Source organism: Desulfococcus sp., assembly GCF_050178255.1.
Classification (GTDB): Bacteria; Desulfobacterota; Desulfobacteria; order Desulfobacterales; family Desulfococcaceae; genus Desulfococcus; species Desulfococcus multivorans.
In genome coordinates, this window is sequence record NZ_JBFXGG010000011.1 from 25,352 (window position 1) to 38,396 (window position 13,045).

At 56.6% G+C, this 13,045-nt stretch carries 10 protein-coding genes; 3 read left to right on the top strand and 7 right to left on the bottom strand.

Annotated features, from left to right (window positions below; translation table 11 throughout):
• Positions 1-27: 27 nt before the first annotated feature.
• From AB7S84_RS03965 to AB7S84_RS03980, 4 genes are all read right to left on the bottom strand, one after another.
• Positions 28-1,929, bottom strand: a complete 1,902-nt coding sequence (locus tag AB7S84_RS03965; protein WP_020876832.1) for an ATP-binding cassette domain-containing protein — start codon at positions 1,927-1,929, stop codon at positions 28-30.
• A 425-nt stretch (positions 1,930-2,354) separates the two neighbouring features.
• Positions 2,355-4,217 carry an exodeoxyribonuclease V subunit alpha gene (gene recD, locus AB7S84_RS03970; protein ID WP_020876833.1) on the bottom strand — a complete coding sequence of 621 codons (1,863 nt, stop codon included), beginning with the start codon at positions 4,215-4,217 and terminating at the stop codon, positions 2,355-2,357.
• A gap of 189 nt (positions 4,218-4,406) precedes the next feature.
• The gene (locus tag AB7S84_RS03975) at positions 4,407-4,742 is read right to left on the bottom strand and encodes a hypothetical protein (protein ID WP_020876835.1); all 336 of its coding nucleotides are present in this window, start codon (positions 4,740-4,742) and stop codon (positions 4,407-4,409) included.
• A 33-nt stretch (positions 4,743-4,775) separates the two neighbouring features.
• A complete protein-coding gene (locus AB7S84_RS03980) occupies positions 4,776-4,964 on the bottom strand; it encodes a hypothetical protein (protein ID WP_020876836.1) in 189 nt (62 codons plus the stop codon).
• Between the two features lie 434 nt (positions 4,965-5,398).
• On the opposite strand from AB7S84_RS03980, the gene AB7S84_RS03985 reads away from it, so the two are divergent.
• Positions 5,399-5,656 (top strand): hypothetical protein, encoded by a 258-nt coding sequence (locus tag AB7S84_RS03985; protein WP_144016485.1) that lies wholly within the window; start codon positions 5,399-5,401, stop codon positions 5,654-5,656.
• Positions 5,657-5,795: 139 nt separating this feature from the next.
• Here AB7S84_RS03985 and AB7S84_RS03990 read toward each other — a convergent pair whose 3' ends face one another.
• Positions 5,796-6,023, bottom strand: coding sequence for a hypothetical protein (locus AB7S84_RS03990; protein WP_020876838.1), 228 nt, complete (start codon positions 6,021-6,023; stop codon positions 5,796-5,798).
• 122 nt (positions 6,024-6,145) lie between these two features.
• Positions 6,146-6,604 carry a universal stress protein gene (locus AB7S84_RS03995; RefSeq protein WP_020876839.1) on the bottom strand — a complete coding sequence of 153 codons (459 nt, stop codon included), beginning with the start codon at positions 6,602-6,604 and terminating at the stop codon, positions 6,146-6,148.
• 447 nt (positions 6,605-7,051) lie between these two features.
• Between AB7S84_RS03995 and AB7S84_RS04000 the strand changes: the two genes are divergently transcribed.
• Together AB7S84_RS04000 and AB7S84_RS04005 are read left to right on the top strand one after the other, a co-directional pair.
• Positions 7,052-8,584, top strand: coding sequence for a nitronate monooxygenase (locus AB7S84_RS04000; RefSeq protein WP_020876840.1), 1,533 nt, complete (start codon positions 7,052-7,054; stop codon positions 8,582-8,584).
• Positions 8,585-8,587: 3 nt separating this feature from the next.
• Positions 8,588-9,313, top strand: coding sequence for a uracil-DNA glycosylase family protein (locus AB7S84_RS04005; protein ID WP_020876841.1), 726 nt, complete (start codon positions 8,588-8,590; stop codon positions 9,311-9,313).
• Positions 9,314-9,326: 13 nt separating this feature from the next.
• Here the strand turns inward: AB7S84_RS04005 and recB are convergent, their stop codons facing one another.
• Positions 9,327-13,043, bottom strand: a complete 3,717-nt coding sequence (recB, locus tag AB7S84_RS04010) for an exodeoxyribonuclease V subunit beta (protein ID WP_428153016.1) — start codon at positions 13,041-13,043, stop codon at positions 9,327-9,329.
• Positions 13,044-13,045 lie beyond the last annotated feature (2 nt).

Genomic DNA, 13,045 nt, shown 5'->3' on the forward strand with positions numbered 1-13,045 from the left:
TGATCCTGCAAAACAAATGCTGAGCGGTCAAATTTCGACGCCCTCATCGATTTGTGCCAGCTTTCGATCGAAGCGGGCCGTCTCCTCCTCGAGGTGGGCGGCCAAGACCTCCAGATCGTTGAAGCGGGCTTCAATCGCCGTCTCGGCGGCATGGATGGCCTGGGAGAGGGCGACGATCCGGGTGCCGTCGCTGTTTTCGGAGGCCGACTGCATTTCCCGGTTCAAGGTTTCCAACTCTTTTTCATGGCCGTCGATGGCGTCCTCGGCATCGGCAATCCGTTTCTCGATGGGTTTCAGTATTTTTCCCCGTTCGGTCAGAATCTCGGAGCGAAGGCGACGGAGCGCCTTTTTATCGTGACGGGTTCCGGGATTACCCTCTTTCGATTCGCCCGACCGGGCCGGCAGCTTGTCCCTTGGAACGTCCGATGCCTTGCCGCCGCCGGATTCCTCCCGCCAGCCGCCCTTTTCCAGAAAGCGGGCGTAACTTCCCTCAAAGAGGGTGACCGTGTCGTCCTGAAAAACGATGAGGCGTCGGGCGAGCGTATGAAGGAACATTTCATTGTGGGTCACCATGATCACGACGCCGTCGAAATCGTCGAGGGCCGCCAATAGGGAATCGCAGGACTCCATATCCAGGTGGTTGGTGGGTTCGTCCAGAAGCAGGAGGTTGACGGGGGTGGCCAGCAGTTTTCCAAGCATGACCCGGCTTTTTTCCCCACCGGAGAGAACCGCCACTCTTTTCAGGGCGTCATCGCCCTCGAACATCATGGCGCCGCAGATGTTCCGGGCTTTTTGCTGGTCTATGCCTTCGTCCGCGTAAAGAATCTCCTCGAGCACCGTTCGGCTGTCCACCAGGCTCTGGACATTGGTCTGCTCAAAAAAGCCTTTGGTAATGTTGGGGTTGTATACGATCTGGCCTTTATCCGGATCGATCACGCCTGCGAGCAATTTGATGAGAGTGGTTTTTCCCTTTCCGTTTTTGCCCACGATACAGATTCGATCGCCCGGCGCTGCCTGAAAGTTCAAGCCGCGGATGAGGGGCGAGCCTCCAGGATAGGAAAAGGTGAGGTTCTCCACGGTCATGACGTGTTTGCCCCGGAAGGGCTTGCTCCTGAAAGAGAACTCCAGATTCCTGATCTCCTCGAGCCTGTTTCGTTTTTCCATTTTCTCGAGGGTCTTGATACGGGACTGGACCATATTGGCCAGTCGGGCCTTGGCCCTGAATCGGCTGATGAAGAGCTCGATTTCCTTCTGGCGGCGTTCGTCGTTGATCCGCGTTTTTTCGTAGACCTCTTCATCCTGGGCGATCTGGGCGTAGAGTTGGCCGGTGTCTCCGGCAATCTTGCGGATTTTTTTCCGATGGATGGCCATGGTGTGGGTGATCACCTTGTCCATGAATCCCCGATCATGGGTGATCAGAAGCAGTTCCCGGGGCCAGGCCTGAAGGAATTGCTCGATCCAGCGAATGGATGTGATGTCGAGATAATTGGTCGGCTCGTCCAGTAAAAGCAGGTCCGGATCGGAAACCAGGACCTTGGCCAGGTTGAGGCGTACCTGATATCCTCCGGAAAACGCATTCGGGTTCCGGTGCATATCCGCCTCTGAAAAGCCAAGCCCCGACAGGACCTTTTCCACCTTCCAGTGATGATCCCGTTCGGATTCGGTCAATCCCCGCATCCCTTCCTTGAGAACGGTATCCTCGGTGAACCGGATATGCTGCTCGACGTAGCCGATGCGGTAGTTCTTGGGGATCACGATCTCGCCGTCGTCCGGCACTTCCTCGCCGATGATGAGACGGAAAAGGGTGGTCTTGCCGTGGCCGTTCCGCCCCACGAGTCCGACCCGTTCCCGCGGATTCAATTTAACGCCGGCCTCCTCGAACAGGGTCTGTGCCCCGAAGCTTTTGGATATATTTTCAAAACTGATCATAATGTTCTGCTCTGAGGCATTCAGTCAAACGCATTTTCCGGAACGCCTTATCCGGATAAGATCGTCGATTCCGCCGTCCATCCGTTACGGCCCTGACAGCCGGAGGCTTTTCCTTTTCAGATAACCTGTTCAACTTTCATAGGCCCGGCATCTCTATCCGGTCACCATCATATAGTCGAGAGTTGAGTAATCTACTCAACTCTCGGTGTTTATACGCCGGTGCCGGCAGGGACATCGGCTGAAGGCTGATGGGGTACGTCTGCGGCAAAAGGGCGCTTATCCCCCCTTCAGTCTTCAGTCGGTAACCGCTACAGAAGCTGAAAGTTGGATAACCAATAATAATAAAGCCGTATTTGCCCTTTGTAAACAGAAAAGAAGGTTGCTTCCGGTCGACATTCCTGGACTCCGCGGACAATCCGATTGGTTCAGGGAGCGGTCCGTTCCCAGAGGGCGTCTCGGAGGCCGGAGGTGCGTTGGATCCGATGGGCCGCCGCCTTGAGCAGTATGGGCTGCAAGCCCCAGATCTCCACGCAGTGGACCGCTCGGGTGACGCCCGTGTACAGAAGTTCTCGGGTCATTACGGGTGAATCCTGGCTTGGCAGGATCAACAAGACCTGGTTGAACTCGGATCCCTGGCTTTTGTGAACGGTCATGGCATATACGGTTTCATGCTCTGGGAGACGGAGAGGGGAAAAGGATCGGAATTTCCCCTTGCCGTCCGGGAACCAGACGCGGACGCGTCCGGCCGAATCCGTCATGGTGATTCCCACGTCGCCGTTATAGAGTCGGAGGGCATAGTCGTTCCGGATGACCATCACCGGGCGACCCGGATACCAGGGCACTGAGGATTGTATGAGGCCTTCCGACCCGAGGATGGCCTCGACGATCTCGTTCAGGCGGACGACGCCGAACGGCCCTTGACGAAGCGCCCCCAGAATCCGGAAACGATCGAAAGCCTGGAAAGCGGAAGCCGGATCGTCGAGGTGCTTCAGATAGGCTCCGAACTGAGAGACCACGGTCTTGCGGACGGCACGGGGCAGGTCTTCCGCCCGGGGAATCGTCCGCCATTGGACATCCGGGTATGCGTCGGATGCCAGCACTTCAAGGGCACCATCGCCGTCGCCGGCGTTGATCCGGCGGCTGAGCCGCCCGATGCCGCTGTCTTCATCAAAGCGATAGCTTTTTTGCAGCAGAATGACGCCGTCTGAAAGCTGCGGGGCATCGGATTCGTTCCCGTCATCAAGGGGGCAGGTCAGGGCTTCTTGGGTTATCTCACCCAGGATCCGGCAGAAGGACTCTGAAAAATGGTGAAAATTGCCCGTGTCGCAGATGTCGCCGAGAACGGCGCCGGCCTCCACCGATGCCAACTGATCCCGATCACCCAGGAGGATGAGGCGGGCTTGGGGTGGAACGGCCTGGATGAGTTTGGCCATGAGCGCGACGTCGATCATGGAGGCTTCGTCCACGACCACCAGATCCACCGGAAGGGGCTGGTCGGCGTTGTGTCTGAAATAAGGGGTGTCGGGCAGGCTCCCCAGGAGGCGGTGAAGGGTACTGACCGATTCGGGAATGGCGTCCCGAAGCGGGCTGTCGATCCGCGCTTTTTCCCGGTTGACGGCCTCCCTGAGCCTGGCGGCCGCTTTTCCCGTCGGGGCCGCCAGGGCGATCCTGAAAGAAACTGTGCCCGCCTGTTCGAGAAGCAGTGCTAAAATTTTAGCTACCGTCGTCGTTTTTCCTGTGCCGGGGCCGCCGGAGATAACGGAAAAACGGCGGGTGACGGCCGCGAAGGCGGCCACTCTCTGCCAGTCGGTTTCATCTGTTTCCGCGCCGGCTGGGGATGGAAAGAGGCGTGACATTCCCTTGGAGAGCCGCGGCATGTCGAGATCCGTGAGCGTGGTTTCCACGCGCTTTCGGATTTCCTTTGCAATCAAAGTCTGGTATTCCCAGTACCGATGCAGGTATAGCCGAAGGCGATCGTCCAGGATCAGAGGGGCGAGTTCCGTGGGGCTGCCGACGGTGGGGCTTTGCCTCAACTTGTCCGCCCAGGAAAGCGGTTGGGGAAGGGTGATTCCCGCCGCCGCGAGTTCGCTTGCGGGAATCTCTTTCGCGGCCGAGGCCAGATCGAGACAGATGTGCCCCATCCGTTGGTTTCGACTGAGGAGTGCCGCTGCCAGGTAAACCTCCGGAGAAGCGCCGTCGTCGATTCGTCCGATGAAACGGGCGAAATGAATATCCAGACGGGAGAAGAGACCGGTCCCTTCGAGATATGGGCGTGGTTTAACTGTCATGGATCAGGGCACTTAACAAATATTGAACCCAAACGCAACCGCATATCTGTGCGGATCGTGACGTGAGGACGGCCCGGCCGTGATCGGAACAGCCCTTCAGACGAATGAAAAAGCCGGAGGGGAGGAGCGAGAGATGTATCCGGCTTCTCCCCCGGGTTCTGGCGGGATTGGGCACAGGTGTGCCGGTAATCATGTGAAATTTCTGATCATGCTGTCATTGGGAATATAGGTTCGATAGGGCAGGTCCGTCTCTCTGGCGATATAGGCCGGGGCTGCAATGCCGGACTCGAACTGTGCGTAGTTCACGAAGGTTCGGCCGTCGATGCGTACCTTCATTCCCGGTTGGGGGCGCTTGATGGGTACGATGACATGGCTTTGGCCATACTGCTCATAGATATCGTCGTAACCGAGACGTGAAGCCCATTTCCCGATATCGACCTCGATGTAGAACCGCGAGCCTTCGACGATATCCGACTTGAAATCCTCAGCGATTTTCAGCAGCGTTTCTTGAAGATGCCTGTTCATGGTTTTTCTCCTCTGGTTCGTGACGGGTTCGCTTCAATATTTAGTGATTGTTGCGGATTGTTTTTTTCCCTCGACGACAAAGTTGCCCGAGTACCGCTCCGTCACGTCTTTTTCAACGCAGTCCGCCACGGGGCTTTGCGGTATGGCCGCATCCGGAGACACCGGGCATAGGTAATCCTCGCCGTTTTTATCCTTCACCGGTCTATAGATGTCCGTGTTCATGATGACCACCTCTTTTTAAGGTTGTGCGTAATTGCCGGGATGCGATTCTGGTCGCTTGAGTAAATAATAATACCGCTATCGCCCTGTTACAAAGACAGGTGAAGAAGGTTATTTTGAGGGGTCAAAACTGCTAATTGACGAAACCGCGACGAGAGACTTTCCGGAAGACCCGATCGCGTTCCATGTGATTCGCTTTCCAGTTTTTCCGGTAATATTTCGCAGCGGCGATCCGAAGAAAGTGTTAGGGGTTCAATGAACCATGGCACTGCTCCAACGCCCGTCAAAATCGGCACTGGTATCTATCGGGAAACCACCGTCGCGGTATAACAGGAAAAGATAAGCAATCGACGGCGCCGGAGAGGGCTCGACTTCCCATCTATAGACGCCGCATGGCGTGTTGACATCACAGGATTGAAGTGAGAAAGGGCTTCGGCATGAATGCGAAGCAAACGCGTTTGGTCTGTATCGTCGCGGTCGCGATCGTCTTCATGATTCTTTTTCCGCCCTACGATATCTACATGTTTTCATATCCAGGGGCCGAGTATCATCACGATTTCGGCTATGCCTTCATCGCCCGGCTGCCCGAGAAAGGCAGCGTGCAGGCGCGAATAAACACCCCGGCACTTTGTATTCAGATTGCCTGTTTCCTGGTGGTGGGGGGCATGCTGTGGTTCGAGTTCAGAAAACGTTGACGGTTCCGAAAAAGTCCTGCAGGGCTGTTGAGGATATCTTCCGGTATAACGGCTGAGTGCCGGCAGACCGAGATCCTGCGGATGCTGATGTCCTGATCCATGACGTTTTTCGGAACCGTCTGAAAAACGAGTTGCGATATTATCCAGCCTCCTCGCGAAAACAAAGCGACGGACATTTTTTTTCACAGGACGCACACACCGGAATGAAAGCCTCATTCTCTTCAATGAACCGCCATCCGTGCTCGATCATGGTGATCCTGGCGTTCACCGGTGCCTCCCCGTCGGCGGAACCGATCTTTCCGCATATTTTACACGTGAAATCATACCCCCAGAAGCGGGGGTTGAATTTGATGAATTTATTCTCCATTATTAATCCCGTCAGATAGAAGATCCGATTGAACTCAAAACCTGTTCTGATCCCCCATACAGGAGGACCCATTAAAACATCAACCGATTGGAACGGCAAGGCATAACCGGACGGTAAACTGATCAGGCCTCTTCTTCATCCTCACGAATCGGAATGCTGACAACAGGTACGGTAGAATTCTTGACCACCTTCTCCGTGACGCTGCCGAAGGGAAAATCACCTTTGGTGCCCCGGGTCGCCATCACAACCATGTCTACCGATTCTTTCTTGATGAAATCAAGGATCTTCCGGGCGGGATCGCCGATGTCGACGTGCCGGATGTACAGCGGGCAGCCCTCCAGATATTTGCTGCAGATCTGCTCGAGCCTTTCGTTGGCGGATTTTTTAGCGCGGTCGATCAATTTTTCAACGTGCTCCTTTTCGAAGACACCGTACCATGGCTCATGATGAGCAGTGTCTTCGATAACATAGAGCACGTGAATTTCGGCGTCATATTTTTGCGTGAGGGATTTGACGTGGGGAAGCGCTTTTTCCGCGCTTCTGGAAAAGTCGGTAGGCCAGAGAATTTTTTTGATCTCCATAGGTCATATCTCCTTGGGTAATGGTTTTGGGATTTTGAGCGGCCACAAAGATAACCAAAATGTAACTATTCTTGTTTCGATGTAAAGTGAGATCCGAATAAATCCCTGTCATACGGCCTGAAACGGTGATGCCGTTTCGGTATCCAGACGAGATAGGGCGTTCGAAAGGAAAACCATGTGTGACAACGGGATGTGGAGCGGACAATTCGACTTACGGGAGCATCACGGGTTTTGAGATGAATACAAAACTTTTACATATTTGTTTGAGTTATTGAAATAAAAAGAAATTCTTTCGAATAGGCTGGGCCTCCACGAAAGCTCGTCTTTACGCCGGACGGCATGTTTGACATATAAAGGATGCGGCGATATTCCCGGCTGCTGCGCCGGGGAGGCGATCGTCGATGCATCGTGGACGACAATCTCTAACAAGGGCAGTACAACATAAATATGAAAAATTTTAAAGAATTACCCAAGATCATTCAAGGCGGGATGGGGATCGCCGTGTCGGATTGGCGGTTGGCCAGAGCCGTTTCCAAACTGGGGCAGATGGGCGTCGTCTCCGGTACCGCCATCGATACGGTGGTGGCGCGGCGCCTTCAACTGGGCGATACGGGTGGGAACATTCGGCGGGCTTTGTCTCATTTCCCTTGGCCGGATATGGCTCGGCGGTTTTTGGATGCTTTTTACGTTGCCGGCGGAAAATCACCCGGCAAGCCCTTCAAACTGCTTCCGCGAACCACTGTTCGAATGGAGCGGTTCGTGATGGAAACCATGATCGTCGCCAATTTTGTCGAGGTGTTCCTGGCCAAGGAGGACCATGACGGGGTGGTGGGGATCAACTATCTCGAAAAGGTCCAACTGCCCACCCTGCCGTCCCTGTTCGGCGCGATACTGGCCGGCGTCGACGTAGTACTCATGGGGGCCGGCATTCCATTGTCCATTCCCGGAATACTCGATCGACTTTCGGCGTGGCAATCGGCCACGCTCAAGCTCCACGTCGAAAACAACCCCGAACACATCCAGTTTTCCCATGCATTCGATCCTGAAACCTTTCGGGAAGGAGCGATTTTCCCTTTGAAGCGTCCCCGGTTCCTGGCCATTGTTTCGTCGGACATCATCGCCAAAACCATGATTCGAAAAGCCACCGGAACGGTCGACGGGTTTGTCGTGGAGAACCATACCGCGGGCGGACACAACGCACCACCGCGCAGAACGCCGAAGCCCAAAGGTGATACGGCGTCCGCATACGGCCCAAAGGACGCTCCCAATATCGATCGGATCAAGGCACTCGAAAAGCCGTTCTGGCTGGCCGGCGGTTACGCCTCTCCGGGAAAATTGAAATCGGCCCTGGACTCCGGGGCCAACGGCGTCCAGATTGGGACGGTCTTCGCCTATTGTGAGGAATCGGGCATCATGCCCGACATCCGAAAGGCTGTCATCGACAGACTGCTTACCGAGGGCGTCGACATTTTGACCGATTTTCAGGCCTCGCCTACGGGATATCCATTCAAGTTGCTTGATTTAAAAGGGTATCCGGCAACCATTGACGCCGTCAAGTGCAGGAACCGTGTTTGCGATCTCGGTTATCTGCAACAGCTTGTCTTTAACGGAGAAGACGGGATCCAATACCGATGTCCCGGGGAGCCGGTAAACGCCTTCATCAGTAAAGGGGGCACCGAGGTCGACACGGTCGGTAAGATGTGCCTGTGCAATGGGCTTATGGCCACTGTCGGACTTGGGCAGGTGCGCGGGAGCGATCGGGAACTGCCGATTATCACGGCCGGTGAAGACTTTTCTGCGGTAATGACGATCGCAGGTTGTCTGGGGCGGGAATACAGCGCCAAAGACGTCATCGACTACATGTTTTCCCGACTTGTCCCGGTGCGTCCGCCCATCTCCCGGCAATCGGAAACACAATTTGACTTCAACCCATCCGAGGCCTTCGCCTGCGACGCGCCCTTGCTGAGAGCGCAGGTGTGATCCGTGATTCACGACGTCGGAATGCTGGAGCGTGCGATCGACGAGCTTGTCTCAGCATTGGCACCGCTCCGGTTCGACCCGCCTGTAGCCTACGTTTACAACCCTCTCATCTATGCCGGCGAAGGATATCGCCGGTATGTCCGGAAATTCGGCCGGGCGCCCAGGGAGATTCTGTTGGTGGGGATGAATCCCGGCCCCTGGGGAATGGCCCAGACGGGTGTCCCTTTTGGCGAGGTGGCGGCGGTGAAGGAATGGATGGGGATCGAAGCGCCGGTGAAAAAGCCTGTCGCCGTTCACCCCCGAAAGCCGGTGGAGGGGTTTGCGTGCCCAAAAAGTGAAGCGAGCGGTCGAAGACTCTGGGGATGGGCCAGAGATCGGTTTGGCGACCCCGCCGCTTTTTTTGCCCGATTTTTTGTCGTCAACTATTGCCCGCTCATGTTTCTGGACGCAGAGGGACGGAACCGGACCCCCGACAAACTCAAGAAAGGCGAACGAGTCCCGCTTTTTACAGCCTGTGATGCCGCGCTTCGTGCCGCTGTTCTGCATTTCAGGCCACGATGGGTGATCGGCGTCGGCGTGTTCGCGGAGGCCAGAGCGAGGGCGGCTCTTTCAGGTTTTGAGGCGAGCATTGGCAGAATAACCCATCCCAGCCCCGCCAACCCTCGGGCGAATCGGGATTGGGTCGGCACGATCGAGGCGGAACTGATGATAGTGGGAATCGAGATTTGACGGTGTTGTAAAATCAACCGTCATCCGAAGCGATATCCGTGAAGAGCCTATCCAGATCCTCGATGAGCGCTGCGGCGGGCCGATCCTTGAACATTCCGAATGCGGGATTGACCTCCGGATCGACACCCCGCACGAACAGGTAGCGGACACCCCCGAAATGGACGGCAGGATCGTATCCGGGTACCCGATGTCTCAAATACCGGTGGAGGGCCAGGGCGTAGAGATGGTACTGCAGGGTGTAAAAGGCATCGGTCATGATCGTCTCGAGAATCTCAGGGCTGTAGTCTTTCGGCTGGTCTCCCAAGTGGTTCGATTTCCAGTCAACGATATAGAAGCGGCCGCGGTGTTCGAAAACCAGATCGATGAATCCTTTCATCATCCCGCGGGTCCTTGAAACGGTAAGCTGTCCGATCCGTTCGGGGAAATTTCCCGACGGCCCGGTGATGCCGTGCGCGGCAAACACCGCCGCCAGCCGACGACCGCTCAGGGCGGGGGCTGGAAAATAAAAAGCCATCTCGTTGATGCGGCGCTTCGGAGTGACGGCTGAAAGGCTGAGGATGACATCCTTTCCATGATCTTCGTCGGGACACCCTTCCTTCGCCGCGTCAAGGTCGAGCTTCATTACCTTTCGGATCATTCCGGCGACGGCGGGAATCCATGCGGCGTCAAAGCGGTATTTCCGCAAGATATCGTGAATCAGCGGCGTCAGGTCTTTTTCGTCGGTGCGGGTGAAATCGAGGTGCTCGAAAATTTCATGGAGGCAGGTGCCGGCCCGGGCGCCTCGAGGGAAGGCAAAGATGTCCTTGCCGTCATGGATCGTTGACGGATTCACCGCCGATGCCGCGGCTGTCTCATCGACCGCGGTGAAGTCGTCGTGGTCGGCCAGTTCCGCCGGGTCATTCAGACCGCCGGCAACGGTCGGTCGTTCCGAGCCGATCGAAACAATGGAAGAGAAGCTGGATACGCCGAAGTCGAAGGGAATGCGTCCGCTGAACCGTCGGGCATCGAGGGGGATGCTTTTTTCGTCGCGTGAGGGCTGTCTCACCCCGATGTGTCGGGGCGCCCGCTCGATCCGGATGGTGCCGCCGGAGCGTCGTTCAAGGTCGGTAAGGTTTTTTTCCCACCCGGCATCGTCCATTATTGCGAGACGCTCTTCCAGCCTTTCCAGTGGATCGTCCGTATCGATCGGGCCTGCATCTCCACGGAGAAGATAGGCCGGGGCCGGAATTTCCGCTGCGTTGACGGGGCCCCAGGCGAAAATGCAACGGTGTTTGGCGCGTGTCAGCGCAACATAGAGCAACCGGAGGTTTTCGGCCAGAATCTCTTTGTCCGCCATCCGGCGGTGGCGAGACATGTTGCCGGAGCCCAGGTCAAGGGTCAGTTGCCGCCCGCTGTCCTCGTTGTGGAACAGAATGCCGTGGTCCGTGTCGTTCCATCGGGACCCAACCCAGACAAACGGGCAGAAGACCAACCCATACTCCAGGCCTTTGCTCTTGTGGATTGTGACCAGTTTTACGGCGTTTTCATCACTTTCCAGTCTAAGCGGGTGTTCCTCGGATCGGTGATCGACGTTGAATCGTTGCTCGGAAAGCCAGGCGGTAAGCCGTGACGGCGACATGTTCCGCGAAAGGCTTGCCTGGTGTAGCAGCTCGCTCAGGTGGCGAATGTTGGTGCAGCGCCTTTCGCCGTCGGGCAGACGCATCAACCGGGACAAAACGCCTTCTTCCGCCAGAAAGGCCTTGAACATCCGAATAAACCCGCGTTCCCGCCAGAGGCGGTGATAATGATCAAACCGCGTCAAACGGGTCTCCCATTCGTCTTCGTCCAGAGCCCCTCCGGCCAGTTCCTCCCCGTTGACCCCCATCATGTCGGAAACCAGGGCCGCACGAACCCGGGCGTCGTTTCGAGGCTCGACCAGTGCAGCCAGAATCCGTGCCGTTTCGGCCGCTTCATGGGTATCGAAAATATCCCCGGTGTTGTAGAGGACGGCAGGAATGCCCAGGGCCGTCAAGCTTTCATGTACCGCAGCCGCTTCACGGTTGGTCCGGACCAGTACCGCGATGTCTCCTGCCCGGACCGGGTTTCCCTGGAGCCGGGCACGCCCCTGCCCCCCCAGGTCGAGAAGTCGGGAAATTTCGGTCGCCGTCGCCCGGATGACCTCTTGTCGGGCATCGCCTTTTCCGGACTGCTCCAAACGCCAAACAGTGAGCGGAGGAAGCTTTTCGCCGTCGATGCTGAGTCCCGGAGCACCGGATTTGTCCTCGGAGGCTCCGGCAGGGCCAAAAGGGATCTCGCCATAGACAAAAGCTTGTGGGCAGCTGCTGAACACAGTGTTGACCGCGGTAACGAGGCCGGGATCGGAGCGCCAGTTGGTGAGCAGCGTGTATCGGGCTGCAGCGGATCGGGCGGCGGCCATGTAGGCAAAGATATCGGCGCCGCGGAAGCTGTAAATGGCCTGTTTAGGATCGCCGATCAGAAACAGACGGTGGCCGGGGGTGTCGAAAAGGGTTTTGAAAATATGATATTGAACCGGATCCGTGTCCTGGAATTCGTCGATGAGAGCAGCCTGGTAGCGTCCCCGGATGCGTTCCGCCAATAGGCTGCCTCCCGGGGTTTTGAGGGCTTCACTCATGTTCTGAAGCAGATCGTCGAAGGACTGGCGGTTGCTCTCCCGCATTCGCTCCCGGATTCTTTTGCCGGCGTAGGTAATCAGTTCCCGCTTGAGGTGAACGAGTTTTTGGGCGTAAAGCGCGTTGAGAGCGTCGCAGGCTTGCTTGAATTCGTCGCACAAGCGAAAGAATGGATGATCTGGAGAGGCGGCGGATTTTTTGGTGCCTTTCGTCAGCCCCGACCGTGTGAATTTATCGAATTTTTCGGGCGGTATCGGATGGGGCGTTGCCCGGCGGAGATAACGCTCCAGGATATCCGTCCACACGGGAATGAGCGCGGTTTTATAGATGCCCCGATGCAGCCCCGGCGCATTCAGAAGAATTTCTACGATTTCTTCTTTACATGATGCCCATGTCTTTTGAAGTGACGCATAGCCCTTTTGGAATGCCGCCTCGGCAATGCGGGTATCGGGTGTTTCTCCGACAGGGATGACGGCGATGTCCGGCTGGATGTGCCGACTCGAAAGAAGGGCGAACAAGGCTTCGGGATTGGTTTTGGCCAACACGTAACGGACGAAGATTGGATCGGCCGTGTAGAGGCGGGTCCGCCAGAAATCCTCGACAACGGCGCGTCGAATACCGTCCTGGTCGGCCGTCAGTTCCGTATCGAAAAGGGCGCCGCTTTCAAAGGCATTTTCCCGGAGCATTCGATTGCAGAACCCATGGATGGTAAATATGGCCGCTTCATCAAAGTCCCGGACGGCTTCCTTGAGGGCCTGGATCGCTTCTGCCGAACCGGATTTCGAACGGTGGTCCCATTTCTCCGCAAGCCGTTCAAGGAGACGGTCTCCCATAGCCTCCCCGCGGAGCACGCCGAGGGCCAACTTGAGGCGGTCACGGATCCGACCCTTGAGCTCCTCGGTTGCGGCTTCGGTGAAGGTGACCGCAAGGATACGGCTGATGGGTATCTTCTGTTCGACGATAAGCCTGAGAACAATCCCTGTGATGGTGTAGGTCTTGCCGGTGCCGGCCCCCGCTTCGATGAGGGTGGTGCCGACCAGGGGACTCTCCGGCAGATCGAACGGCGGTGGAAGGGTTTCGGGCGCTTCGTCGGTGTTCACAG

Excerpts from the sequence above, each read along its gene's own strand:
- AB7S84_RS03965 (WP_020876832.1), bottom strand. The coding sequence starts at position 1,929 with ATGATCAGTTTTGAAAATATATCCAAAAGCTTCGGGGCACAGACCCTG.
- recD (WP_020876833.1), bottom strand. The coding sequence starts at position 4,217 with ATGACAGTTAAACCACGCCCATATCTCGAAGGGACCGGTCTCTTCTCC.
- AB7S84_RS03975 (WP_020876835.1), bottom strand. The coding sequence starts at position 4,742 with ATGAACAGGCATCTTCAAGAAACGCTGCTGAAAATCGCTGAGGATTTC.
- AB7S84_RS03980 (WP_020876836.1), bottom strand. The coding sequence starts at position 4,964 with ATGAACACGGACATCTATAGACCGGTGAAGGATAAAAACGGCGAGGAT.
- AB7S84_RS03985 (WP_144016485.1), top strand. The coding sequence starts at position 5,399 with ATGAATGCGAAGCAAACGCGTTTGGTCTGTATCGTCGCGGTCGCGATC.
- AB7S84_RS03990 (WP_020876838.1), bottom strand. The coding sequence starts at position 6,023 with ATGGAGAATAAATTCATCAAATTCAACCCCCGCTTCTGGGGGTATGAT.
- AB7S84_RS03995 (WP_020876839.1), bottom strand. The coding sequence starts at position 6,604 with ATGGAGATCAAAAAAATTCTCTGGCCTACCGACTTTTCCAGAAGCGCG.
- AB7S84_RS04000 (WP_020876840.1), top strand. The coding sequence starts at position 7,052 with ATGAAAAATTTTAAAGAATTACCCAAGATCATTCAAGGCGGGATGGGG.